The organism is Paenibacillus urinalis (assembly GCF_028747985.1).
GTDB classification, from domain to species: domain Bacteria; phylum Bacillota; class Bacilli; order Paenibacillales; family Paenibacillaceae; genus Paenibacillus; species Paenibacillus urinalis.
In genome coordinates this window covers 1,653,805-1,679,392 of record NZ_CP118108.1, presented here as the reverse complement: position 1 = coordinate 1,679,392, position 25,588 = coordinate 1,653,805, and the positions used below count along the sequence as shown (strand labels likewise).

The following is a 25,588-nucleotide window of genomic DNA, read 5'->3' as shown; positions in this document are numbered from 1 at the left end:
ATTTGGAGTCGACACAAATTTGTGTTATTATTTTTATAACAGTATCATGCGAGGAGGGATAAGAGATGAAATACGACAGAACAGTATATAAATTCATATTTGTTGTATTTATTTGTATTATCCCGATCATCTCATTCCAGTATCCGGTGATTGAAGGAGACGTTGACAAGACCCATCTTCTCAAGGTGAAAGGCCATAGCGAGCCGATCTATGAAGAACCGATGGACAATACCATGAGCAATCATCCTAAGTCGATGATCAAGTCACCGGGGTTCCAGCCTAAAGCACTGAATGAGACGAATTTCCTGTTCGTGATGCTGGCGGTATTTATGCTGTTCGAATACCTCATTATTAATCCGCCCTTCAAGGCGTATTACGGCCTTATAAAGCGAAAGCTTTATTTGAAGCCTATAAAATTCACTTCTATGTTTGTTAGTGCTTAACTAGGACGTGTCTAGAGTTTTATGACACGCCCTTGCCTATACTATCTCTATACTATTATAACTAAAACATGATTTATAGGAGGCATTAACACAACCATGGAAATTCGTGAAACTGATCTGCCGGGTATCGGCCGAAAATTTCAGGCTACAACCAGCAGTGGAGATAAAATTGTTGTCGTTATTCATGACGACGGACGTCGTGAATTATATCACTTCGAATATGAAGACCCCGATCAAAGCATCTCCATGATCTCTCTTGAAGATTATGAGGCCCGTCAGCTGGCAGCGATTGTTGGCGGAATGACATACAAGCCTAAGCAGCTCGAGCGTGTCGAGATGACGCTGGACGATTTAATTATAGAATGGTACAAGATTGATGGAAATTACAATTGTGTCGGCAAGACCATTGGAGAGCTGGATATTCGTCAAAATTCCGGTGCGACCATTATTGCCGTTATGGAGAAGAATAACAAAAAGCATATCAGTCCTGGTCCGGATCTGCAGATTGCGGCCGATTCTACATTGATTGCAGTTGGTGAAAGACAGCAACAACAAAAACTAAAACAAATTTTAAAGGATGGAAGATGGTGAGAACGTGGATCATTTGGTACTAGAAGTCGGTCTGGCGATCGCTCTCATCGCGGCTGCCGGACTGATCTCGTCTAAACTCCGGTTCTCCGTTATTCCATTCTACATTTTGATTGGTATGGCGGTAGGACCTCATGCAGCTAAAATATGGCATCTCGACTTTCGTTTTATCGAGAGCGCCGGTCTTATAGATTTCCTTGGCCGTATCGGCGTATTGTTCCTGCTCTTCTATCTGGGACTTGAATTCTCAGTCGGCAGATTGCTGAAGTCAGGCAAGTCCATCGTCGTTGGCGGCAGTATTTATATAGGCATTAACTTTACACTGGGACTCGTTCTCGGCTTTGCCGGCGGCTTCCCGGTTGCAGAAGCACTCATCATTGCAGGTATTACAACCATATCTTCAAGTGCCATCGTAGCCAAAGTGCTTGTCGATCTGAAACGTACAGCCAATCCGGAAACGGAAATGATTCTGGGTATTATCATGTTTGAGGACGTCTTTCTCGCCGTTTATATTTCGATTCTGTCGGGTCTGGTGCTCAGTGACTCGTCATCCATCGGCGGCGTCATTATGTCAGCACTCATTGCACTCGGCTACATGCTGATCGTTATCATCCTGGGACGCAAGCTGGTACCTGTCTTGAATAAACTGCTTAATATCCGAAACAACGAGCTATTCTCACTCGTCATCTTCGGATCCTTATTCCTGGTAGCCGGCTTCTCTGAAACTATTCATGTTGCTGAAGCCATCGGGGCTCTGCTTGTCGGACTTGTTCTAGCAGAAACCACGCATGCGAAGCGGATTGAGCATCTAATTATGCCATTCAAGGATTTCTTCGGTGCGATCTTCTTCTTTAGCTTTGGACTATCTATCGATCCATTGTCTCTTGGAGGAGAAGCCGTATGGCTGGCCATTATTGCCGTAATTATTACCTTAATAGGTAACTTTACAGCGGGTATGCTTGCCGGAAAGAGTGCGGGGTTGTCTCCAAAGGCTTCCTCCAATATTGGTCTAACCATCGTCTCCCGTGGAGAATTCTCTATCCTGCTGGCAAACATGGCCGCAACGGGCGGACTTATGGCGATCATCCAGCCTTTTGCTGCGATCTATGTGCTTATTCTAGCGATACTTGGGCCTCTTCTAACTAAAGAGTCCAAACACATTTACCGTATGCTGGATAAAATCTTCAAGTTCAAGAACACGAAGAAGCAGCAAAAGTCTGAGATGCTGCAAGAAAAGACGATCGACTAATTTGAAAAAGCAAGGATGATGAATAAAGGAGGAATCGGATGAACCAGCCTCCACATTCTCCTCGTCCCATCGATGCGGGATCCAAGGTATCCAGGCAGCCTCATCGTGTCTGGTTGAAGAAGCTGTTGCTCGTAACCTTGGGCGGCATATTGGCTTCGATTGGGCTGGAGCTTTTCCTGCATCCGAATCAGCTCATTGTCGGCGGTGTCACCGGTATATCCGCCATGTTCGCCTATCAAATGGAGATGCGGCTTGGACTATTTTTATTCTTGTTTAACCTGCCATTCATTCTATTCTCTTATGGGAGAGTTCATAAACAATTTGCCATCGTCACTGTACTTGGCTTAACGGTATTCTCTCTAAGTGCATTAATGCTGCATTCTTTGCCTGCAGTCCTGACTCATCCGCTGGCAGCTGCCATATTAGGCGGATTGTTTCTTGGACTTGGCATTGGGCTCGTGCTGAATAATGGGGGAACCCTGGATACACTGGCTGTAAACCATATCAACTCTAACCTTTCTGGAGGAAAGAGATCCAAGAATAAGCTTGAACGTATTATCATGGTCATGAATCTTCTTGTTCTTACCGGAGCAGGCATTAAGTTTGGAGCTCAGCAGGCCATGTACTCGATACTTGCTTACTTGATTGCTGTTGAAGCCGTCCACTTTGCAATGAGGGGCTTCACCTTTAATCGTCAAGTTTGTATTGCCAGTATGCAAACCGATAAGCTGGAGCAGGCAATAAAAGTTAGGATTAACAGAGTACCCAAACCTTCGGCTGCAGCCAATCGAGCGCATGATCCAGACTGGAATCAAATACCGGTTCTCTATTATTCCATACATGTGTTTGAAACGAGACAGTTGAAATCCATCGTTCGTTCTGTTGATCCCCATGCTACTGTAATATTCGATATGGATGAAACAAAATCATAAGAATTAAAATAGCGCAGCAGGTATTGTACCTGCTGCGCTTTCGTTTGATCTAATTCTGCATTACAAAATCATTCTCAATTTTGCTGTTTGGACCGTCGAATACTCTCAGAATCTCGTATTTCGTATTCCGCTGTGCCGGTGTATTCCCTGTCTCACGAATCAGTTCAAGAATGGAATTAATATTCACTTTATGTGTAGCACCTGCGGCAGAAACGACATTCTCTTCAATCATCGTGCTTCCAAAGTCGTTACAGCCGTAACGAAGGGAGAGCTTACCGACCTCCGGTCCCATCGTTACCCAAGAAGACTGAATATTCTTGATGTTATCGAGGAACAAGCGGCTGATCGCTACTGTCTTCAGATACGCTTCCGGAGTTTGGCGCTCTTTTTTCAAGTTGGTGTTATCCGGCTGGAAGGTCCAAGGAATGAACGCCAGGAACCCCTCCGAATCGTATCCATTCTGGATGCATTCGTCCTGGGCGTCACGAACACGCTGCAGATGAAGCGCCCGCTCCTCCATCGTTTCACCAAATCCAATCACCATTGTTGCTGTCGTATTCATGCCGATTCTATGTGCGGTCTGCATGACATCCATCCAGTCACGCCATGAACCCTTAAGCCGGCTGATTTTGCGGCGTGTGCGGTCATCAAGAATTTCAGCGCCTCCGCCTGGGAGGGAATCAAGTCCCGCTTCATGAATCTGCCTAACGACTTCTTCAAGGGTCAAACCATCGGACACTTCTCGCATTTTCATAATTTCAGCTGGAGAGAAAGAGTGCATCGTAATATCTGGGAAACGTTCTTTAATTCCACGCAGCAGATCCGTATAATAGCTGAATGGCAGGTTCGGGTTCGTTCCTCCCTGCATCAGTATTTCTGTTCCGCCCACATCCTGGGTTTCTTTAATTTTTTGGAAAATCACTTCATCCGGCAGTACATAGCCTTCATCTGAACCCGGTCTGCGATAGAACGCACAAAAACGGCAGTACACGTCACATACATTCGTATAGTTGACGTTCCGGCCGATAACAAAGGTTGTGATGGGTTCGGGATGCATTCGCTTCATGATGACATGCGCAGCCTCACCTATTTTTTCGACTTCATCCGATTCAAACAAAAGAGTCGCGTCCTCCACAGTCAGACGCTCACCATTCAAAGCTTTATCTAAGATATGGTTTACTCCGCTCATACGGCAGCCTCCCTTATCGTTAATATGTAACAATAATAGAAATATTGTCTTGTCTATCGTAACATAGGTTAAATGTGAAAAGAAGCACCTATTATAAGCATGCTTCTTTTTCATCTAGATATATAGGTTCAAAATCTTACACAATCGTGTACTTTAATTCTACCGATTAGCTGCTAGTGCCTGATCCAGATCTGCAATCAGATCATCGATATCCTCAAGTCCAACAGAGAATCGCAACAGTCCGTCTGTAATTCCTCTGTCGAGCCGGAAATCCTGAGGCATCGCCGCATGCGACATCATCGCCGGGTAAGAGAGTATACTCTCTACCGCACCAAGACTTACCGCAACGAGCGGAAGCTTAACTGCATTCAGCACCTGCTTGGCACGCTCTCCCGACCCGACGTCAAAGGAGACGACGGCACCATACCCAGTGGATTGACTCTCATGAATCTCTCTTCCAGGATGATTCATAAGACCAGGATAGTAGACAGCATCAATATCTGAGCGATTGGTCAGCCAGGCCGCAAGCTTGGCTGCACTTTGCTCCGAATGCGCCATTCTTGCACCCAGTGTCTTCATCCCGCGCATAAGCAGCCAGGATTCTTGTGCACCAAGAACCGTACCAAGACCATTCTGAAGCTTCTTCAGCTCATTAGCAATGGCTTCTGTCCGGGCAACAGCAAGGCCCGCTAGCACATCGCTGTGTCCTCCGAGGAATTTCGTAGCACTATGCAGTACGATATCGACTCCTTGTTCAATCGGCCGCTGATAATAAGGGGTCATGAACGTATTATCAAGCAGTGTAATAAGTCCTTTCTCCTGAGCCCAAGCTGTCACACCTGCCACATCGGTAATACGAAGGGTTGGGTTCGACGGCGTTTCCATAAATACGGCTTTGGTATTCGAGCGATATGCAGCTTTGACCTTGTCCAGATCCGTCATATCCACAAATGTCGTTTCAATATTCATCCGAGTCAGAATCGTACTGAGCAGACGGTAAGTACCGCCATATACATCTTCCGTAGCGATAATGTGATCTCCCGCAGATAAGATCATTAGCGCACTGGAGATGGCAGCCATTCCGGAGGAGTATGCAAATCCGCGAACGCCTCCTTCCAGTAAGGCAATGTAGTCTTCTAGCGCCTGACGAGTCGGATTCCCTGAACGGCTGTAGTCATGAACCGGCGGAGCGAATATGTCATGATGATGAAAAGTAGATGCCTGGTAGATCGGCACACTGGAAGCCCCCGTGCCTTCATCTATCTCTGCCCCAAAATGCAAGAGCTTCGTATCAAATTTATAGGAGTCGTCACGGTCCTTCTTACTCATGTGCTGCGCCTCCCTCAAGCTCTTGATGAGCCTTATCAAATGCCTGGCTTAAATCAGCAACGATATCATCAATATGTTCTATTCCGACAGAGAAACGAAGCAGGCGCTCATCAACACCAATCGCGTCACGAATTTCTACCGGAATATCCGCATGGGTCTGTACAGCCGGATAGGTCATCAGCGACTCCACTCCACCCAGGCTCTCCGCAAAAGCTACCAGCTTGATGTGTCTCAGGACGGGCTCAACGTATCTTGCATCCTTCACTTTGAAGGACAGAATGCCCGTGTTACCGCTGGATTGTTTATTTTGAATATCATGTCCTGGATGATCTGTAAGTGCAGGATAATAGACATCTGTAATTAAGGAGTGCTCGAGCAGGAATTCGGCCACTTTGGTTGCGTTGTATTCATGGCGCTCCATACGCAGTGCGAGTGTCTTCATACCGCGCATAAGCTGATAGCTGTCGCTTGGAGAGAGTACAGCTCCGATTGAATTATGTAGAAAAGCCATCTCTTCCGACAGCTCTTTTCCCTTGGTTACGATGAGACCACAGAGTACATCATTATGACCGCCCAAATATTTGGTCGCACTATGCACGACAATGTCAGCCCCAAGCTCAATCGGGCGCTGGAAGTAAGGTGTTAGCAATGTATTATCTACAATCGACAATAGACCATGCTTTCTTGCCCAGCCGCACACTTTTTCAATATCCGTAATCATCATAAGAGGGTTCGTCGGTGTCTCAATAAAAATAGCTTTGGTATTTTCATTTCTTACACTTTCGAGTGCATCAATATCATTCGTATCCACATAGCTTGCAGTAATGCCATTCTTGGACAAGATCCGTTCCACCAAACGATACGTACCCCCATAGAGATCAAGCGAAATAATCAGATGATCTCCTTGTCCGAACTTGGCAAAGATCGTCATAATAGCCGCCATACCCGAGCTGCATGCGAATCCTGCATCACCAGATTCCAGCTCAGCTGCTGCTTCTTCAAGAACCTTTCGGGTTGGGTTCGTTGTACGAATGTAATCAAATCCGGTGCTTTGACCAAGCTTCGGATGTCTGAAGGCTGTGGATTGATAGATCGGGAAATTAACTGCCCCCGTTACCGGCTCTTTCACTGATCCAATCTGTGCTAATCGGCTTTCAATGTTTAGTTTGTTGTCTCCCATTCGTAAACATCCTCCTCTAAGTTAGGTAGAATTCACTTAAATCTGTGGTCCAATGTCGTACGGCGTCTCTTGGTACACATAATAGTTGAGCCAGTTAGAGAAGAGTAAATTCGCGTGAGCTCTCCAGGTAGATGGCGGAACCTTACTTGGATCGTTGTTTGGAAAATAGTTATACGGAAGCTTCACATCAAGCCCTTTGTCCTTATCCCGATCATACTCCCATTTCAAAGATAACGGATCGTATTCGGAATGGCCCGTTACAAAAATCTGTTTTCCATCCTCAGTAGCTACAATATAAACCCCAGCTTCTTCTGACTCGGACAGGATCTCAAGACCAGGAACCTGCTCAATATCTTCTCTTGTCACCTCGGTATGGCGAGAATGCGGTGCGAGGAATACTTCATCAAAACCACGAAGCAGCTTGACATGAGATTTGTTGATCGTATGATGGAACACGCCAAAGCATTTCTCAGGAAGCCCTACCTTCGGTACATTAAAGTGATGGTACAGACCTGCTTGAGAGGCCCAACATATATGCATTGTTGAGGTTACATTGGTCTTGGTCCATTCAAAGATCTGCTGGATCTCTTCCCAATACGTCACTTCCTCAAAATCCATCTGTTCAACCGGTGCACCGGTAATGATCATGCCGTCAAAGCGAAGATGCTTAATCTCATCAAATGTTTTGTAGAACATATCCAAATACTCTTGGGACGTGTTCTTGGACACGTGAGACTTGGGATGAATGAGTACAACATCAACTTGAATGGGTGTATTACCAATAAGACGGAGCAGCTGTGTTTCTGTCGTTTCCTTCGTAGGCATCAGGTTGAGTATCCCGATACGAAGCGGCCGGATATCCTGCCTGTACGCATGGCTTTCGTCCATGACAAAGATGTTTTCTCCTGCTAGTACTTCCTTGGCCGGTAGAGCGTCTGGGATTTTAATTGGCATTAATACTCCTCCTTATATGGTGTTTGAAGAGCGAATATCATGAGAGAGCATGGGGGAGCAGAATATTTCGTCCTAACACAAAAAGACCTCACTCAGTAATCGAGAAAGGTCATCTGTTCGTATTCGAAAATGCGCCTCTCTCATCTCTCAATTCGTCTGTACCCTTAATAAATAAGATCAGACGACTGCAAGAATTAGCACCGTGCGTATTCGCCGGTTGCCGGGTATCATCGGGCTAGTCCCTCCACCTACTCTTGATAAGATTTCGCTATATTTTATTGTCATATACCCATTACTATAATGATTAGATCGTTATTCGTCAAGAACTGGACTGTTCAAAATAAGCACCAGAAGACAACTCAAGAAAATAAAGCACCAGATGTGCTTCACATACATAGACTGCCTTTGAATAGTGTAATATTTTCATTCTTGATTGCTTAATTCGAGAGCGTTATACTAGTCAAGTGTTAAATATCTAAAATGATGGGGTGACGTAAAATGGAAGGCGACCCGAGGCCTAGCTGGCAGCCGAATAAATATAACTATATAGGATGTACCATCAGCTTGCCGGTTGGACGGGAGCGCATATTTTACGGGCGAGACCTCTTCTCTATACCTGCTTAAATTGTGTGACCCTTCACTTTACCAGCACTGATGCGTTCACTTTCCTTCGTTATTCAGCTTGTCCCTATAACATTTACGGGAGATTAATAAGGAGTGGATACACATGAAAATAAGACTGGTGAATGAAGGAGTTTTTACTCCGCTTGACAACATTGAAGATACAATTACTCCTCCCGCTGAAGGGTTCTACTGGATTGATGCAGATGTCGACGATCTGGCTGTGCTGCAGCCTCTCTTCTCCATGCATGATCTGGCCGTTGAAGACTGTCTCAGTGAGGAAGAACAGCGTCCAAAGCTCGAAATATATGAAAGCCATTATTTTATCGTTGTAAACAGCATCCGGTTTGATGATGAAGAAATATTTTTACGTGCCGTGAACCTATTTCTGGGTAGACATTATATTATTACGGTTACCAAGCAGAAGATTAACGAGCTTCGCACACTCAAGCCTATTCTCTGGGAGGAAGAAGTCAGCACACCTGACCGTTTCCTCTATTACCTTGTCGATTCGATCGTTGACAATTATTTTACAGTTGGTGACCGGCTTGAGGCACGGATTGATGAGCTGGAGGAAGACATTCTGATGCACACCAAGAAGTCGCATCTGAACGAGATCATTGGTCTGCGAGGTGAGATTCTGTGGTTAAGAAAGGCGCTGTCTCCACAGAAAGAAGTCATCAATACACTTAACAAAAAAGATCTGCGGTTAATTGATGATCAGCTTCAGAAATATTTCAGCGACATTTATGAAAATGCGGTGAAAATATCTGAAACCTTCGATACACTCCGCGATCTGATGGGGAACTTACGTGAGGCTTATCAGTCCAGTATTTCAAACCGTGCCAATGAAATCATGCGTGTGTTCACGGCGATTACTACGGTGTTCATGCCGCTGACTCTGATCACAGGCATCTATGGGATGAACTTCACCAACATGCCTGAACTAGATTATAAATATGCTTATTTTATCGTTATCGGTGTGATCTTCGTGCTCGGTCTATCGATGTATTGGATTTTCCGCAAGAAAGACTGGATATGACCTCATCTTCGATATTGTAAATAAAATGATGTAAGGGTCCAGAGCTGTCTAAGACAGCGTTCGGACCCTTTATATTTTTAATCTAGCCGACTTGTCGATCTGCTTCTGTCTGTCTTCTAAACCGAATACGAACCATGCGCAGACGCTCGTACAGCTGATCCAGCGGCCCTACAGAAGAAGGATCTTCGCCATATACACGCTGCAGTACCGGCTTCAAGAAGCCCGTGCCCAGCTCATCATAAGCATTCCAAATCTGCTCCTGCTCTTCATCGGTCATCCATACCAGCTCCTTGGCAATCAGTGCTTCTGTATCGTACCCTCCTTTCTCCAGCTCCTCGAGAAAATCAACCAATTCTCTCCGTGTTAATCCAGAGCTTGTGCTGATCTCATCCAGAGAAAGATTACTGGCAATACCTGATAATACAGTCTTCTTTAATGTAAAACGCTCCAGCTCCTGCTTATATTTCTGCTCCTTTTGCTTGAATACCCATGATTCATACTCTTCTTCATTCAGGGCTTCATGTACCCAATCAAGCGGAAATGCATGCTCTCTTGCTTCATTTGCCGTAATGGCCAGAATTTCCTCCCCGTACTCTGCCGCCTTATTATCACCGACACCCGGCAGCTCACGCAGCTCCTCAAGGGTATGTGGAACATAGGCACTGATCATTCGAAGCAGCCGATTGCTGGCTATAAAATAAGGGGCTTTCCGCTCTGTTTGAGCCTTCCTTCTCCGCCATACGCACAGCTCCTGATACAATTCCTCACGTCCATAGAGCTCGCTATAGCATTGCAGCTTGGTCGCCCCTTGGCTTCTCGTTCTTGTGTCCCCTGCTTCATGAAACACACCTTCAATCAGCGGTCTATATCCTTCGCTCATCTTGATCGCCAGCTGCAGGCGATAAATATGCATCATTTCATTCCATGACGTACCTTCATACCAAATGTCCGAGACCTCCTCTTCAAGGCTGTTCTTGTTCCAGCCCAGCTTCCACCTTCCTTCTTCCTCTCCAATCCATAACTGTGCATAAGTCACTTCCGCTCCGGGAGCCGTATTTGAAAGCTGGTTCATAAATACAATCTTCATGCTATTCGTCCTCCTCCTTAAGTCAGCCCAGCACGCATAACAAGACAACAAAAAAAGCACCCCTCCCACATTTAAATGCGAGAGAGGTGCTTCCTCATGAAATCCGTACTGTTCTGTTAGTCATCATCATACCATAATTGATAAATATTTCAAGAATGTATATGCCGTGTGTACTCAGAATTTTAATTCGTCTAGTTCAATCCCAGTTCGATTTTGGCTTCTTCTTTGGCCAGCTTGGCCAGTGCAAGCGCACCACAGATCCCGGCATTATCACCCAGTTCAGGATAAACGACATATTCGTCGACTCGCTCCATAATACTTGGATGCTGTACATAACCTCCTAGCAGCTTCTTCAGCTGTGCTCTCACTTGAGGGAAGAGCTGCTCCTGCTTCATAACACCGCCGCCCATAATAATCTTCTGCGGAGAGAGAATAAGCACGTAATTTACCAAAGCCTGAGCCAGATAATAAGCCTCCATCTCCCAAGCCGGATGATCTGCGGGAAGCTCGATGCCTTGTTTGCCCCAACGTTTGGATATCGCAGGACCTGCCGCGATCCCTTCCAGGCAGTCACCATGATATGGGCAAAATCCCTCATAAGTATCCTCCGGATGACGTCTTACACTAATATGCCCCATTTCAGGATGTGACAAGCCGTGAATTAATTGCCCGGATACTACCGCTCCTGCGCCAATACCGGTACCTACCGTAATATAAATGCAGCTATCCAGCCCTTTTGCTGCTCCCCAAGTATATTCTCCCAGCGCGGCTCCATTCACATCGGTATCAAAACTCATCGGAACCTGAAAATGCGATTTCAATTTACCAATGATATTATAACCACCCCAGAAAGGCTTTGGTGTTGTCGTAATATGACCATATGTAGGACTCGATTTGATAGGATCAATAGGTCCAAAAGACCCTACACCAAGTGCCTCGATCTTATGCTGTTCAAAAAAAGAGATCACCTGAGCCATCGTTTCTTCCGGCTTCGTTGTTGGAAAGCTGACTCTTTCAAATACCTCACCTTGCTCATTACCTACACCGCATACAAATTTCGTTCCACCAGCTTCAATTGCTCCAAGTACTCCCATGATTAACCCTCCGTTATTGTTCTAGGTTGTCTCCAGCTTTGCCAGCCGTTTGCTGAGTGTTTCTTTCCAGCTTGCCGCAAGAGCTGAGAGCGATAACAATTTCTTAATGGAGCTAACATCCGTCTTCCGGTGATGCATGATAACATTAGCCTCCATTACACTTAAGGAATCCTGTTCTCTTGATTGCAGCGTCAAGGAATCCTCTGAAGACACATAACCCTCTGTCAAGACACGAAAATAATAGCCCGTCAATCCCGTGGTCTGAAAATGAAGCGGAAGCTCTTTGTGCTGATGCTTCAGTCCAAGCTTGAAGCATGGCACTCGGGGCTGGCTGATCTGTACGACCGCTTCACCCAGCTGAAACGTATCGCCGATATATACATCGGTTTCACCAAACTCCGATACGGTTACATTCTCACCGAATGCTCCAGGATCGAGAGTGCGTCCCAGCAAATCCTCATACACCGGGTATGCTTGATGGCTGAAGACACATACCGCCTTATCCTCACCACCATGATTGACTAGATCCGCCTGTTCATCACCATGAAATCCTGTTCTGGATAAGAACAGCCGCTCCGTTGTAGAAGATTTGAATATCGCGGAATATATCTCTTTGCTGCCATTCATCATCTTCACTTTGCTTCCTACATTTAACGAAACCACACGGGAAGATGCAGCATCTCTCGTCAATTTTAACGCCTCCGTCTATCATTTGATTTCACTTTTATGTAATCGCTTACCAACAAGTTTGAACCTTCCGGGCACACAACTCAAGTACTATCATTACCCGAAATCGATTTTTGGTCAATTGGTAATATACATTTTTTTATATAAAAGAGTGCCGACCCATGATCAGCCAGCACTCCTTTTCTCTAATTCCTTAATCTTATCGACAAGAATAATACAATCTCAGCCGATCGCTACTCCCATTAATGAGCAGAGACTCTTCATCTCCAGCTCCTCAAATTTGCTAATGATCTGCGCATGATCCAGAACAAGCAAACTGCTCTCAAGCGAGCATGCAACAGGAACCTCGCAATGAATTTTTGCAAGCTTGCGAGATAAATGGAGCATGTCCATATCTGCTTCGATCTTCTTGCGAATGGACGGAGACAGATCATCCATATGCTCCAGAATTCCTTCAATGGAATCGTACTCTTGAACCAGCTTCATCGCCGTCTTCTCGCCGATTCCTCTCACGCCGGGGTAGTTATCACTCGCATCTCCCATCAAGCCCTTCATATCAATGATTTGCCGTGGATGAAGCTGCTTCTCTTCGTACAGAGATTCCGGAGTATATACTTTATAATTGCCGTGACCTTTTTTCATAATAATAACTTTGGTTCTTTCGTTCACCAGCTGCAGCAGATCATGATCACCAGACAAGATCATAACGTTCATGTCCAGCTCTTCATTGTATGAACGGCTGAGTGTTCCTAAGCAATCATCCGCCTCATATCCAGCAGCACTAATATTCGGTACGCCCAAGCTGTCCATTACTTCTTGAATCATAGTAAATTGAGGTACAAGATCTTCGGGAGCTTCTGGTCTGTTTCCTTTGTAATCAGCGTAATGTTCACCGCGGAACGTTCCGCCGCCCAGATCCCAGCAGCATACCACATGTGTCGGATTAAAGGTCTGCACTGCATCCCAGAAATAACGGATGAATCCATATACCGCATTGGTTGCAATTCCATCCTTGGTCCGTCTAATATAACCGCCTGAAGCTGTGGCATAATACGCCCGAAACAATACTGCCATACCATCGACTAACAATACCGATTGATCTTTTGTTTCTATACTCACGATTGTTAACGCTCCTGTTCTATTCCATGCTAATCTTTACTCCCCGTATTATAGCACAGCCACATCCACTGTTGGGGGTTAATCGCTGGAAAGAACACTGCTTCCTTATGCTAATTTTAGCAATCAGCTCCACATGTCTTGGTACTGTTCCTCCTTGAAGCCCACAGATACTTTATTTCCGTCAGTAACAATCGGACGCTTGATTAATCTGCCATTGGAGGACAGCAGCTCGATCTGCTCCTGGCTTGACATCTCTTTCAGCTTGTCCTTCAGATTCAATTCCTTGTACACCTCACCGCTGGTGTTAAAAAACTTCTTGAGTTCCAGCCCACTGTTATTAACTAGCTCTGTCAGCTTCTCTGGGCCTGGAGGCTCTTCAAAAATAGGGATCAGCGTAAGCTCATGTCCACGCTCTTCCAGCCATTTAACGGCTTTGCGGCAGGTGCCGCACTTTGCATATTGATATACTGTCAGTTTACTCATGTCGTTAAATCTCCTCATTATTACGATTCATAGTTGTCTTTAGCTTCTGATCCAGCCTCTGTATATCTTCTGGGAGCGGCGCGGTAAAGCGTACGCTATGGCCTGTGATCGGATGAACGATAACCAGCTCGCTCGCGTGAAGGGCCTGTCGCTCAATCCAAGTATGAGCGAGCGCAAGTCTTTCCGTGGAGGCAGCCGTCCAATCCGGTGAAGCTTGTCCATAGAATGAATCACCAATTAGCGGGCAGCCCAAATGCTTCATGTGTACTCTGATTTGATGCGTGCGTCCGCTCTCAAGCTTGATTCGTACTTTGCTGGCCCATTCATAAGCTGTTTCGACTTGATATAACGTCCTTGCAGCATAACCGTCCGTCGTTACAATCCGGCGATGTGGCTCATTCGGGTCACGGTCAATCGGTTCATCCACTACGCCCTTAGAAGGGACAGGATGACCGAAAACAACGGCCGTGTAATATTTATCAACAGTGCCTGCAATCATTTGTTCAGAAATATGCTGATGAATATACGGGTTCTTGGCAATACACAGCACGCCTGAGGTCTCTTGGTCCAGCCGATGCACAGGTCTAAAGCGAACCTGTTCCCCTTTTTGTGCCCAGTAATGCACGACCCCATTCGCAAGTGTTCCCGTATAATGTCCATGTGTCGGATGAACAATGATTCCGGCTTGCTTGTTCACGACGAGCAGATGCTCATCCTCGTATAATATGTCGAAGGGAATATTCTCAGGCAATATATCCGTGGAGGTTTCCTTCTCCATACGAAGCTCTACAAGATCTCCCCTGCGAACCTTGACACTGATATATACCCTTTCACCGTTTAACTGTATTCCCTGCTCTGTCAGCTTGAGCTTCGACATCAGCTTGCGTGACACACCTAATCTGCGCTGCAGAATCGTCTTCAGCAGCATCCCTTCATCTTCTGGTTGTACGGTATAGGTAATAGGTTCATAATACGTTATCATTTACTGCGGAACACCTTTTTACTTCGAATATATTCAACGTCCGGAATACCTGCACGAACATTAGCTGTACGGGCGATGACAAAGAAATAGTCCGACAAGCGATTCATATACAGCCTTACAGCTGGATTAATATCGGTATGTGAACCTAGAGTCACCATTCGACGTTCTGCTCTACGGCACACCGTCCTGCATACATGCAGGGCCGAAGAGAATGGGCTGCCGCCCGGAATAATAAATCGCTCAATTTGAGGATTCTCTTCTTGATGGAGATCAATCCACGCTTCTAGCTGACCAGCTAGCTCAGCAGATACTTTGTAATTCCCTTCTTCAATCTTGACAAAAGCCAGGTCTGATCCGCAATCGAACAGCTCTTGCTGAATTTGTCTTAACTCTTTGCACAGATCCTCGTACTTTGAATCGGTTTCGGCAAGGCTGATTGCCTGACCGACGAAGCAGTTGAGCTCATCGATCGTTCCGTAAGCCTCAATACGGTCATCATCCTTGGGCACTCTTGCACCGATGACCGAAGTTTTTCCCTTATCTCCCGATTTGGTATATATTTTCATCATTACCCTCCAATTAATAGCGAATCTGACCCTTGCTGATCTCTGCAGCTATTCCCGAGATCAGCATAAATACCTGGTCGCTTCTTGAAGCGATCAAATGGTTGACTTCAGTCATCCAGCTGACAAAGCACTTCTCATCCTCAGAAGGGTGGAAGCTTCCATGCATTTCATTTGTTACGATGAGTAGTAACCCTTGATAAGATACAATAACCTCTTTTAATAATTCCACTTTCGCCTTGATCTTCATTCGATCTGCTGTATTCCAGCAGGATTTCATTTCACCTGCCAGCCAAGCCGTCAAGCTATCTACAACGACGATTCGTCTCTCCGCTGCAAACAGGTTGGATTCACGATTGATATGATCCAGCACATCTGGCAGTGAATGCTCAGCACTTATATGTATTGTCCGAAGTCTGGCAGGTGTCCTTAGCTCATCGAGTCTGTCTTGATTGTCTGTTGCTGTAACATAGATCCCTTCACGGGCTAGTCTTGAGGCATAGGAAAGGGCAAATCGGGTTTTACCGCTGCTTACTCCACCTGTTACCATAATCAGCATTTTATAAAACCACCTACCTCAAAAAATAATATACAGCCCCTTCTGAGCAGATGATATATACATTCTTATTCTGTAAGCGCCTTTAAAACTTCTATCGACATTTGCTCATCCTGAGTCGAGATCGGAATCGTCGCAAACAGATTTTTCGCTGCATATTGCAAATCTATGAACATCGACATTTCTTCGAGCGGTATTCCGAATAAGTGCTCTCCTACGACCGGGTCACTAGACAGATCACCATTCTCGTCACGGGTATAAGTTTCTCCTTCGAAGACACCGCGGCTAAATTTTTCCTGATCGAAATCATTTTCGAGGGGAATGTTGGATCCATCTCTGCCGTACATCTTCATATCCTCTTCCGGTAAGATGATTAAATCATGATCCCTTGCAGCATACTCTACTAATAATTTATCCTTGGAATACATGGGACTTGCAGAAATTTCAATCTCCGTAGCTTCTCCGAGCTTCTCCTGCAGCTTTGTCTCCAGCTCTTCAGCAATCACAGACATATTCCCTTGGTTGTCAATCATAAATATGGAGAACTTATCTACACCGCCACAGCCGGATAACATTCCGACGCATAATGCCATAATAGCTGCCATACTCCATCTGCCTCGCATGTATATGACTCCTCCTTTTTTCCCTTATTTCACATCATATCACAATTAAGATGGACAAAAAAAGAAGACCCGCGCTGGGGTCTTCTCTATAGAACTTATAAGCTAAGCTTTTTTAGGATAGGCCTTCATATATTCATTGATCTTTAAATCCAGCAAGCTGCTGATCTCGATCACAACGTCCGAAGTAAATGACTTCTCTTCCAGAAAGATTCGTTCCATCTTGCTGCGCAGGATATGAATTTCATCTTCCAAAGAAAGACCACGAGAAGATGCTTTCTCCGAGTTGGTGAGCCAAGTTCCGCTGCTTTCATTATCAACAGCATATTGACCACGATATGTCGGCAAATCATATTCAGCACAAAACAAGGTAACCCCTCCCCAGAATCTATATCCTAATGGATTATAACATACAACTTAACATATAGCAGTGATAAAAGTGACATTTTTCGGAAAATATTTGTTATGCTTACATTATTATTAACCCTGTTTCTCAAGTTTGTAAACAAAATTCCCGATTCTTTCTAAAGCTTCGTTAAGCTGAGCTAAGGATGTAGCGTAGGAGCAACGTAAAAAGCCCTCTCCTCCTGCTCCAAAAACACCGCCGGGAACAGCCGCTACTTTGCCATCCGTAAGCAGTCGTTCTGCAAAATCGTCCGACGTCAAACCCGTTTGCTGAATGCTCGGAAACGCATAAAAAGCTCCTTGCGGCTCATGGCAGTCCAGCCCGATATCTCGAAAGCCCTGGACGATAAGGCGTCTGCGCTGATTATAGGACTCAATCATCCGGTCCTTCTCTTCCATACCGTTTGTTAATGCCTCCAGTGCCGCAACCTGTCCCATGGATGGCGCACACATCACCGTGTATTGGTGAATCTTGAGCATCGCCGATATCAGGTCAGAATGGCCGCACATATAACCAATCCGCCAGCCGGTCATTGCAAAGGCCTTGGAGAATCCACTCACGAGAATCGTGCGGTCACGCATTCCGGGAATGGATGGGAAGCTGACATGCTTTTGATTATAAGTAAGCTCTGCATAAATTTCATCAGATATGACGATGAGATCATGCTTTTCCACAACCTCTGCAATGGGCAGCCAGTCCTCATAAGTCATCGTTGCCCCTGTCGGGTTACTTGGATAGCACAATATAAGTACTTTCGATTTGGGAGTAATCTTCGCTTCGAGCGCCTCTGCCGTCAGCTTAAAGTTATTCTCTGCCTTGGTCTCTACACCTACCGGAACACCGCCGCCAATCGATACGATCGGTGAATAAGCAACATAACATGGCTCGGGAACCAGAATTTCATCTCCCTGAATAATCAATGCACGCAGAGCAAGGTCAATCGCTTCACTGCCGCCGACGGTAACCACAATCTCATCCTTAGGATCATAAGGCGTATGGAAGCTCTTATCCAAATATTCGCTGATTGCTTCTCTCAGCTCCGGCATTCCGGCATTAGAGGTATAGCTGGTGAATCCACGCTCAAGTGAATATACAGAGGCCTCCCGCATATGCCAAGGGGTAATGAAATCCGGCTCTCCCACACCAAGTGATATGATTCCTTTGTTATCACCGACGAGATCAAAAAACTTCCGGATCCCCGAGGGCGGGATTTGCTGAACACGAGGAGCGAGATAAGAACTCATCGACCTAGGTTGTGCATCCTTCTGTTGATCTTGGTTAATTAACATATCTCATACTTCCTTTTATGGCGAAATCAAGAGCCGCTTATCTTCTTGATGCGGTTCAAAAATAATGCCGTCTTGTTTGTATTTCTTCAAAATAAAGTTCGTCTTCGTCGATAGCACTGAATCGATCGGCGACAATTTCTCGGATACAAAATTAGCGACTTCACGCAGATTGCGTCCTTCAATTTCTACAAGAAGATCATAGGCGCCGGACATAAGATACACCGATTTGACCTGTGGATACAAGTAAATACGTTCCGCGATCCCTTCAAATCCTCTGCCGCGTTCCGGTGAGATCTGTACTTCAATCAGGGCGGTTACTTTCTCATCGTCCACTTTGTCCCAGTTCACAACGGTTGCGTATTTAACGATAACATTGTCTTTTTCAAGTTCTGCCACTGCACTCTTCACATCTTCCTCCGTGGCTCCTAGGAGCGTCGCGATCAGGGCAGGGCTTCTTCTTGCGTCTTCTTTGAGTAAATCAAGCACTTTTAATTTCAAATCATTAAGTTCTGTCATGCATTTCCCTCCAGTGGTTATACGGGTCCGCTCTAACGGGCCATGCAACACTTCTTATCGAAGATTAAATATAATATTACATGAATTTATTATTACTGCAAATAAAAAAACCGTATCTCCCTTTAATCAACAGAAGATAACGGCTTTCGAGTGAATCGGACAAATTTCGTTTTTACATATAATTTGGCGTGTGAGCTTCGACGTTGGGCTGTTGTGCGTAGGGAGCATTGCCTGCTGACGCATTCTTAGACTGAAGAAATTGCGTAAGCTCCTGCTTCGTCTGTTTTTGCGTTTGGATCTCCTTGTTCAAATCCATCTGCAGTGCGTTGCCTGGAGCCTGATACATATTGTGCTGCTGCATTGTATTGAATATTTGGCCTTGCAGCTTGAGTGTGTTCATCGTGAGATCGGTGAACATCTGTCTAATGGTAGGACATGCTGCTTCTGTCGTAGCCGTCGTATACTCTCTTACCGTTCTCTTGAGGTTATCTAAAATGGATTGCATCAGATCGGCTTCGGGCATAAACAATGGATTATTTAGCTGGTTGTTCATCTGTATTCCTCCTTCGTTAATTCATCGGATGTGTCGGTGCCAATGGTTGATGCTGCTCAAGTGCCTGAAGCAGTGTATCTGCATGCTGTTGATGCGTCATGATATGCTGTTCAAGGACTTGCTTGATCGCATGATTCTGAATACTCGCTGCTGTGGCAGCACACTGTTTAATCAGCAAATTTTCATTGGACAATGAATCGCTTATATAACTGAGCTCTTTACCAGTAATGGCCTGCATTTGTTGTGATTGCATAATATCCACCTCCTAAATTAAGTACGGATTAATACTTCCTGCTTAACATTTATCCATTCATAGATTCCCATCAGGAATCCTGCATAGCGCCTTACGTAGCTTGTCCTGACGAACAGATGAATATGTACGCTATGCACAAGATCTCACTTTGCAGGTGAGTTGTTGACGGGCTGAGCTTGTAACAGCCTCCGGATCATAAACCAGCTGAGTACAGGCGATAATCCCAGAATAATCATAAGCCACGTGATCGTCTGCGTAGACTGATTGATCTCAAGAACAATAATGAACATGACAATGCCCACTACTCTTCCGATCGTTAGACAAATTTCACGCAATACGACAAGCTCAACCCGCTTGGATACATTTTCGCCGCTGGTTCCCATTAAATCGAACACCGATGAAATCATAGGCAGAATATACAATGGCATGAAAATCGCTGAGCCGACCCCTTGCAGGAGTAAAGTTCCGTAATTGACGGTCCATAATAGCGGAAGTGTGAATATGAATAACAGAGCAGCCCCGACCAAAGTCCCATAGTAGCGATAAGCCGGCTTATACCATTTTCCAATAACATGGTAACTAACTAACGCCACGAAGGAAGTAATCAGATAAAATTGTCCCAGCTTCGCTTCCTGCGTTGTCGCAATGTATACGAGCAGATTTACCAAGAATGAGAATACACCTTCTCGAATCCCTTGAGCTGCAAGCGCAGGACCTGCCCATCTCCAAGGATTCCCCCTCTCACTTAATTGCTTCACAGGCTCGTTCCAGCTGTAAGTGCCTTCTGTCTTCCTCTTTTTTAAGAAAAAGCTGAATACGACCCCAATGCCAAAGACCAGCATAGAGATCATGAAGATATACTGATACCCTTGATTGGCTACGGACATAGAAATAATCATCCCAGAAATCCAGGGTCCGACAATCCCGACAAATGAACCAATCAAGCCCACCCAGCCGTTGAATAGATCACGATTATCACGATCCGTAACCTCGAAGTAAACGACATTAAAGGCAAGCCAAAATAATCCGAGAGACGCTCCGAGCAGTAACCCTAACGGCCAGATATAACTCACCGCATGCTGATCGAGCCCCAGTACGAGCAAATAGAACACACCGGATAACAAGATACCCAATCGAAGCGCATTCATTTTGTTATGTTCCTTCACCCATTTGCCGGCAAGCCAAAAGGTCAGCACCAGCCCGATTTGCTGACTGATCGTGAACCAGCCGATCATGGCAAAGTCTTGTTTGCTTTTCCATAAAAAAACGTTAAGAAAAGTACCGGATAAAGCACCAGCAAGTACAAACAGACCATTAATAAATAGGAGAAGCCTTGATTGTTTGTCGAGTGGAGTTTTACTCATGTGCTATTCCACCTCCACAAATTTTGTTTGGGCATAAGCATATGCCTGCTGAAACAATCCAATCTTAATATGTCCTTCCCAGTGAAAAAAAAGTTTCGTTCAACGAATTACTATAAATTGGATATTGGCACATAAAAAAGCACATGCTGCGCAAAAGCAGACATGTGCTTATATGTTCATAAATTCGAACTCAATGACTTGTTATTGTGAGCTAAGCCGCTTCACCATACGCAGCCGATCTTCGGTTGCCAGGCTATGTGTCGTCGTGAAGCAAGCAGGACATACATACATATGGATACCAAATGGCGCTTCTAATGGATGAAGTACGGATTTGGCAGGAGCAAATTGATCCTTCATTATTGTCTGTACTCCGGCATGAAGCATGAACTCACGACAGTTTGGACATTCAGGAACTTCCTCTTGATGATCCAATATGGATTGAACATTCTCTCCATATTTCGCCATATTCAGACCCGAATCTTCATAGGAATCCAGTGCTCGTACCGTTGGAAGAATCGTATCTGTCTCGTCCTCCCACAGATTACTATAATCTTCGTCCGATTCGCTTACTTGATCAGACTCCGTGTGGAGCAGCTCCTCTTCATCTTCGGTCAGTGTCACATTCAAAGTCCGATATCCTTCTAATGGCTCGGATTTGGAATCACTCTGGTCAGCTTCCTCCTTCATCGCATCTTCTTCTACTTCAACCGTTCCCTCCAGTGTGAGGGGATTGTTACAATAAGGGCACTCCTCTTCAGGTCCTAGCTCCTCATCCCACACAATTTCAGTTTGACACCATGGACATACAGTAGTTTCCACTCGATTTCAACCCTTTCTTCTTATCCCATTCTCATCTTCGCCTATTACCCATTCACCATATACACGATCCCTGCTACGAAAAAAATAACAGCCGCAGCAAACAGGACCCTGATCAAATTTTTCATGGGCGCCTCCTGTAACAAGGTAATTATTTCAGTTCAGCAACGGTAACTCCCGTACCGCCTTCTCCGTAGTTGCCTAACCGGTAGCTCTTAACGTTCTTGTGCCTGCGAAGATATTCCTGAATTCCAGAACGGAGAACGCCAGTACCTTTGCCATGAATGAGGTACACCTGGCCCAAATTCGCCATAAAGGCTTCATCAATGAAGCGGTCTGCTTCAACCAGTGCCTCTTCAAGATTTGCACCTCTGAGATCAAGCTCTGATCTGACATGCTCATCCCGTGTACGCTTGACACCTGTTACATGTCTAGTCGCTCCCGCTCCTTGCTTCTGAGCCTGCGGTGTATCAATTAACTCCAAATCCGTAAGTGCTACTTTCATTTTCATAATGCCAAGCTGAACCATGGCCTCCTTGCCAGCCAATTCAACGACATGACCTTTCTGATTCAAACTGGCAACCTTAACTTCATCACCAGGTTCAATTCTCCGAGCTTGAGCCGCTTTTTTAATTTTTTTCTTGCGCTCGGCTGGTTCGGCATCACTTAATGCTTTTCGTGCGGCGATGAGCTTGTGCTCCTTGACCGAAGCCCCTTCCTCAAGTGCCATCTTGCGTAGATCACGAATAATTTCCTCAGACTCCTGGCGGGCTTTGGCAATGATCTCCCGAGCTTCCTGCTCCGCCTTCTCTATACGTCTGTCCCGTTGTTCTTCGAGCTTGTTAATCTCCTGCTCATGATGATCACGAAGCTGCTCCAGATCTTTTCTCAGCTTCTCAGCACGTTCCTTCTCCCGCTCTGCTGTCAGACGATTCTGCTCCAGCGAAGCAATCATATGCTCTACCCGTTGATCATCCTCTGTGACTTCCCCGCGGGCATAATCAAGAATATCAGACGGAAGTCCGAGACGCTCTGCAATGGCGAATGCATTACTTCGTCCTGGTACACCAAGTAATAGTCTGTAGGTCGGACTCAGTGTATTGACATCAAATTCCATACTCGCATTAATAACGCCTTTGCGTTCATATGCATAAGCCTTCAGTTCGCTATAATGTGTCGTCGCAATGAGACGGCAGCCTGTGGAATGAATGTGCTCAAGGATGGCTATAGCAAGTGCAGAACCTTCAGAAGGATCGGTACCGGCCCCTAGCTCATCAAATAACACAAGGCTCTTCGGTGTCATTTCCGACAATATTCGAATGATGTTCGTCATATGGCTTGAGAAAGTACTAAGGCTCTGCTCAATGCTCTGCTCGTCACCGATATCGGCATAGATGGCATCAAATACACATAACTGGCTTCCATCCTCGGCGGACACAAACAAGCCGGACATCGCCATCAGACTTAGCAGTCCTACCGTTTTGAGCGTAACGGTCTTACCACCGGTATTGGGACCGGTAACAATAATCGAGGTATACGTATTGCCCAATTCAACATCCGTTGGAACAACGTGATCAATCGATATAAGCGGATGACGACCTTTTTTAAGCTTCATAAAGCCACGGTCATTCATGATCGGCAAGGTTGCTTTCATTTCCCGGGCGAGACGTGCTTTTGCAAAAATAAAATCCAATGTTCCCAGCAAATCGACATCGATGACAAGCAAGTCCGCTTGCTCTCCAACAAGAGCCGTCAATTTTTGCAGAATCACTTCAATCTCACGTTCTTCGCGCATTCGTGTTTCACGAAGCTTGTTATTCATGGCAACGATGGACTCTGGCTCGATAAAGAGTGTAGCACCTGAACCCGATTGATCATGAACAATCCCGCCAAAGTGCGCACGATATTCTGCTTTTACGGGAATAACGAAGCGATCACCGCGAATGGTGACAAGCTGATCCTGAAGCATCTTGGACACCGAAGATGAGCGGATCATGGAATCGAGCTTCTCTCTAATCCTGGACTCCCCCGTTCTTAATTCACGACGGATTTGGGACAGATTAGCGCTCGCCGAATCTAATACTTCTGCAGAATCATCAATACATGATTTGATTGCATCCTCGAGCGGTTTTTGTTCAGACAATTGCTCACTCAGGAAGATTAGCTTGTCCATCTGAATTTCTTCCTGCATGCCATCCAGCAGGCGTTTAAGTCTCCGTGCGGTGTGAACCGTATTGTGGATGGAGAGCAGTTCATGGGGACTTAACGTTCCACCGATTCGAGCTCTCTTCACGGCAGAACGAATATCTACAATGCCGGTAAATGACGGTATTCCTTTTAATCGATCCACGTTAACAGCCTGGTCGGTTCCAGACAGCAGATTTTTAACTTCCTCAAGATCGCTGATTGGAACTAAATTTTCAGCGTTGTGTTTACCCATCTCTGTTTGCGTGTATAGAGATAATGTATTTAAAATTTTACGATATTCTAACGTATGCAAAATTTTTGAATCCAATGTGACAACTCCTCTCGGGCTCTATTTGTATTATAGCGAAAGAGCAGGACTTGTGCCATTTGAGAATGATGCCGCACATAAGAAATGCGGGATTGTTACATAATAATATTGCATACGTAGTCTGTTCATCAAAAAAGGAGGACAAAATCATGAATATTTTAGGAGCTATCGTCCGGTTTATTGTAGCCGCAATCGTATTGTTACTTGTTGGCTGGATTGTTCCGGGCTTCTCAGTAGGCGGATTTGGCAGTGCACTGATCTTGGCCATTGTGATCGCTTTGTTAGGCTGGGTCATCGAGAGTATCTTCGGAAAAAGAGTTACTCCATTCGGCCGCGGTATCGTCGGATTCTTGGTGAGTGCGCTCGTCATATGGCTGTCTCAATACATCGTCAGCGATGTGTCCGCGAGCATCCTGGGAGCCATCCTTGCAGCGCTAGTCATCGGGATTATCGACATTTTTGTACCAACCCCGTTTGATGCAGCTAAAGGGAATCGAAAATAAGTAAGCAGATGTGGAATCATCTGACACTCGAAAAAGAAGTCTCCTTATAAGGAGGCTTTTTTTTCATAAATACAGGTCTCGCCTATTGCGTGATCCATTTAAAGAATTAATTATCGAGCTCTTTACGATTTGTTTGCAAAATTCTCACATAAGGAAATGTACAACCCCTACCTTCTGCGGTATCATGGTAGTGCATTATTCATTTTATCCATTACTTGGGGGGCCTTGTGTTATGAAAAAAGTCAGCTATCTGCTGTTCACCGTGATGCTGCTATTCGTGCTTGTTGCGTGCGGACAAGATTCAGCGAAGGATCAAGGCAGCGGTATTACTGAGCCTGAAGTTGCTGCAAGTGACGAGATCGTCATTAAAGCGACAGATTACGAATTTGATCAACCCGAGTATCGCATCAAAAAAGGGGTTCCTGTTCGTGTCGTATATGAGAATGTAGAAGGAAACCACGGAATTATTGTTCCCGGTCTTAGCCTTCAGCTTGATCGAGATACAACATCCAAGGTCATCACACCGGAAGAAACAGGTGAATTTGAGATTGCTTGTTCTGTATTTTGCGGTACGGGCCATTCCACAATGATATCTAAAATTATAGTCGAAGAATAATGAGCAAATAAGCCTGACCCAGCATCTCGTTAGATGCTG

28 protein-coding genes and 1 riboswitch are annotated in these 25,588 nt (G+C 45.3%); of the genes, 7 read left to right on the top strand and 21 right to left on the bottom strand.

Going from position 1 to position 25,588, the window contains the following annotated elements; all coding sequences use genetic code 11:
- The first annotated feature begins 65 nt into the window (after nt 1–65).
- The 4 genes from PUW25_RS07720 (at nt 66) to PUW25_RS07705 (ending at nt 3,212) form a co-directional block, all read left to right on the top strand.
- On the top strand, nt 66–443 hold the full coding sequence (locus PUW25_RS07720; RefSeq protein ID WP_047909992.1) for a hypothetical protein: 378 nt from the start codon (nt 66–68) through the stop codon (nt 441–443).
- 96 nt (nt 444–539) lie between these two features.
- Nucleotides 540–1,034, top strand: a complete 495-nt coding sequence (locus PUW25_RS07715; protein ID WP_047909993.1) for a cation:proton antiporter regulatory subunit — start codon at nt 540–542, stop codon at nt 1,032–1,034.
- A gap of 4 nt (nt 1,035–1,038) precedes the next feature.
- Nucleotides 1,039–2,280, top strand: coding sequence for a cation:proton antiporter (locus tag PUW25_RS07710; RefSeq protein ID WP_047910238.1), 1,242 nt, complete (start codon nt 1,039–1,041; stop codon nt 2,278–2,280).
- Nucleotides 2,281–2,318: 38 nt separating this feature from the next.
- The gene (locus tag PUW25_RS07705) at nt 2,319–3,212 is read left to right on the top strand and encodes a YitT family protein (RefSeq protein ID WP_052511690.1); all 894 of its coding nucleotides are present in this window, start codon (nt 2,319–2,321) and stop codon (nt 3,210–3,212) included.
- A gap of 49 nt (nt 3,213–3,261) precedes the next feature.
- Here PUW25_RS07705 and mqnC read toward each other — a convergent pair whose 3' ends face one another.
- The 4 genes from mqnC to metA all read right to left on the bottom strand — a co-directional run bounded on the left by mqnC (nt 3,262) and on the right by metA (nt 7,864).
- Nucleotides 3,262–4,401, bottom strand: a complete 1,140-nt coding sequence (mqnC, locus tag PUW25_RS07700; protein ID WP_047909994.1) for a cyclic dehypoxanthinyl futalosine synthase — start codon at nt 4,399–4,401, stop codon at nt 3,262–3,264.
- Between the two features lie 159 nt (nt 4,402–4,560).
- The gene (locus tag PUW25_RS07695; RefSeq protein ID WP_047909995.1) at nt 4,561–5,730 is read right to left on the bottom strand and encodes an aminotransferase class I/II-fold pyridoxal phosphate-dependent enzyme; all 1,170 of its coding nucleotides are present in this window, start codon (nt 5,728–5,730) and stop codon (nt 4,561–4,563) included.
- Nucleotides 5,723–6,910 (bottom strand): aminotransferase class I/II-fold pyridoxal phosphate-dependent enzyme, encoded by a 1,188-nt coding sequence (locus PUW25_RS07690; protein ID WP_047909996.1) that lies wholly within the window; start codon nt 6,908–6,910, stop codon nt 5,723–5,725. The genes PUW25_RS07695 and PUW25_RS07690 overlap by 8 nt, the downstream gene beginning before the upstream one ends.
- A gap of 36 nt (nt 6,911–6,946) precedes the next feature.
- Nucleotides 6,947–7,864, bottom strand: coding sequence for a homoserine O-acetyltransferase MetA (gene metA / locus PUW25_RS07685; RefSeq protein ID WP_047909997.1), 918 nt, complete (start codon nt 7,862–7,864; stop codon nt 6,947–6,949).
- 137 nt (nt 7,865–8,001) lie between these two features.
- Nucleotides 8,002–8,128, bottom strand: a riboswitch (SAM riboswitch).
- A 463-nt stretch (nt 8,129–8,591) separates the two neighbouring features.
- On the opposite strand from metA, the gene corA reads away from it, so the two are divergent.
- Complete coding sequence (gene corA, locus PUW25_RS07680) at nt 8,592–9,527, top strand: magnesium/cobalt transporter CorA (protein WP_047909998.1); 936 nt, start codon at nt 8,592–8,594, stop codon at nt 9,525–9,527.
- A gap of 82 nt (nt 9,528–9,609) precedes the next feature.
- Here corA and PUW25_RS07675 read toward each other — a convergent pair whose 3' ends face one another.
- The 17 genes from PUW25_RS07675 to PUW25_RS07595 form a co-directional block, all read right to left on the bottom strand.
- On the bottom strand, nt 9,610–10,614 hold the full coding sequence (locus PUW25_RS07675; protein WP_047909999.1) for an HRDC domain-containing protein: 1,005 nt from the start codon (nt 10,612–10,614) through the stop codon (nt 9,610–9,612).
- 191 nt (nt 10,615–10,805) lie between these two features.
- A complete protein-coding gene (locus tag PUW25_RS07670) occupies nt 10,806–11,708 on the bottom strand; it encodes an ROK family protein (RefSeq protein ID WP_047910000.1) in 903 nt (300 codons plus the stop codon).
- Between the two features lie 21 nt (nt 11,709–11,729).
- Nucleotides 11,730–12,338 carry an MOSC domain-containing protein gene (locus tag PUW25_RS07665; protein WP_047910240.1) on the bottom strand — a complete coding sequence of 203 codons (609 nt, stop codon included), beginning with the start codon at nt 12,336–12,338 and terminating at the stop codon, nt 11,730–11,732.
- 279 nt (nt 12,339–12,617) lie between these two features.
- A complete protein-coding gene (locus PUW25_RS07660; RefSeq protein WP_076312561.1) occupies nt 12,618–13,508 on the bottom strand; it encodes a 5'-3' exonuclease in 891 nt (296 codons plus the stop codon).
- 129 nt (nt 13,509–13,637) lie between these two features.
- The gene (locus PUW25_RS07655) at nt 13,638–13,997 is read right to left on the bottom strand and encodes an arsenate reductase family protein (RefSeq protein WP_047910001.1); all 360 of its coding nucleotides are present in this window, start codon (nt 13,995–13,997) and stop codon (nt 13,638–13,640) included.
- Nucleotides 13,998–14,001: 4 nt separating this feature from the next.
- On the bottom strand, nt 14,002–14,979 hold the full coding sequence (locus tag PUW25_RS07650; protein WP_047910002.1) for an RluA family pseudouridine synthase: 978 nt from the start codon (nt 14,977–14,979) through the stop codon (nt 14,002–14,004).
- Nucleotides 14,976–15,545, bottom strand: a complete 570-nt coding sequence (locus PUW25_RS07645) for a cob(I)yrinic acid a,c-diamide adenosyltransferase (protein ID WP_274338621.1) — start codon at nt 15,543–15,545, stop codon at nt 14,976–14,978. The genes PUW25_RS07650 and PUW25_RS07645 overlap by 4 nt, the downstream gene beginning before the upstream one ends.
- 13 nt (nt 15,546–15,558) lie before the next feature.
- Complete coding sequence (locus PUW25_RS07640; RefSeq protein ID WP_052511692.1) at nt 15,559–16,101, bottom strand: bifunctional adenosylcobinamide kinase/adenosylcobinamide-phosphate guanylyltransferase; 543 nt, start codon at nt 16,099–16,101, stop codon at nt 15,559–15,561.
- Between the two features lie 65 nt (nt 16,102–16,166).
- Nucleotides 16,167–16,721, bottom strand: coding sequence for a hypothetical protein (locus PUW25_RS07635; protein WP_274338573.1), 555 nt, complete (start codon nt 16,719–16,721; stop codon nt 16,167–16,169).
- A 102-nt stretch (nt 16,722–16,823) separates the two neighbouring features.
- Nucleotides 16,824–17,087 carry an aspartyl-phosphate phosphatase Spo0E family protein gene (locus tag PUW25_RS07630; RefSeq protein WP_047910005.1) on the bottom strand — a complete coding sequence of 88 codons (264 nt, stop codon included), beginning with the start codon at nt 17,085–17,087 and terminating at the stop codon, nt 16,824–16,826.
- Nucleotides 17,088–17,198: 111 nt separating this feature from the next.
- Nucleotides 17,199–18,413 (bottom strand): aminotransferase class I/II-fold pyridoxal phosphate-dependent enzyme, encoded by a 1,215-nt coding sequence (locus tag PUW25_RS07625; protein WP_047910006.1) that lies wholly within the window; start codon nt 18,411–18,413, stop codon nt 17,199–17,201.
- 15 nt (nt 18,414–18,428) lie between these two features.
- Entirely contained in the window at nt 18,429–18,929 is a 501-nt protein-coding gene (locus PUW25_RS07620; RefSeq protein ID WP_047910007.1) for an Lrp/AsnC family transcriptional regulator, read from the bottom strand.
- 172 nt (nt 18,930–19,101) lie between these two features.
- Complete coding sequence (locus tag PUW25_RS07615; RefSeq protein WP_274338572.1) at nt 19,102–19,482, bottom strand: spore coat protein; 381 nt, start codon at nt 19,480–19,482, stop codon at nt 19,102–19,104.
- A 16-nt stretch (nt 19,483–19,498) separates the two neighbouring features.
- Entirely contained in the window at nt 19,499–19,735 is a 237-nt protein-coding gene (locus PUW25_RS07610) for a hypothetical protein (RefSeq protein WP_047910009.1), read from the bottom strand.
- Between the two features lie 143 nt (nt 19,736–19,878).
- On the bottom strand, nt 19,879–21,099 hold the full coding sequence (locus tag PUW25_RS07605) for an MFS transporter (RefSeq protein ID WP_047910010.1): 1,221 nt from the start codon (nt 21,097–21,099) through the stop codon (nt 19,879–19,881).
- Nucleotides 21,100–21,300: 201 nt separating this feature from the next.
- On the bottom strand, nt 21,301–21,918 hold the full coding sequence (locus PUW25_RS07600; protein WP_274338571.1) for a hypothetical protein: 618 nt from the start codon (nt 21,916–21,918) through the stop codon (nt 21,301–21,303).
- A 148-nt stretch (nt 21,919–22,066) separates the two neighbouring features.
- Entirely contained in the window at nt 22,067–24,430 is a 2,364-nt protein-coding gene (locus PUW25_RS07595; protein ID WP_274336872.1) for an endonuclease MutS2, read from the bottom strand.
- Nucleotides 24,431–24,579: 149 nt separating this feature from the next.
- On the opposite strand from PUW25_RS07595, the gene PUW25_RS07590 reads away from it, so the two are divergent.
- Nucleotides 24,580–24,933, top strand: coding sequence for a phage holin family protein (locus PUW25_RS07590; protein ID WP_047910013.1), 354 nt, complete (start codon nt 24,580–24,582; stop codon nt 24,931–24,933).
- 232 nt (nt 24,934–25,165) lie between these two features.
- Nucleotides 25,166–25,549, top strand: a complete 384-nt coding sequence (locus PUW25_RS07585; protein WP_274336871.1) for a cupredoxin domain-containing protein — start codon at nt 25,166–25,168, stop codon at nt 25,547–25,549.
- Nucleotides 25,550–25,588: the final 39 nt, after the last annotated feature.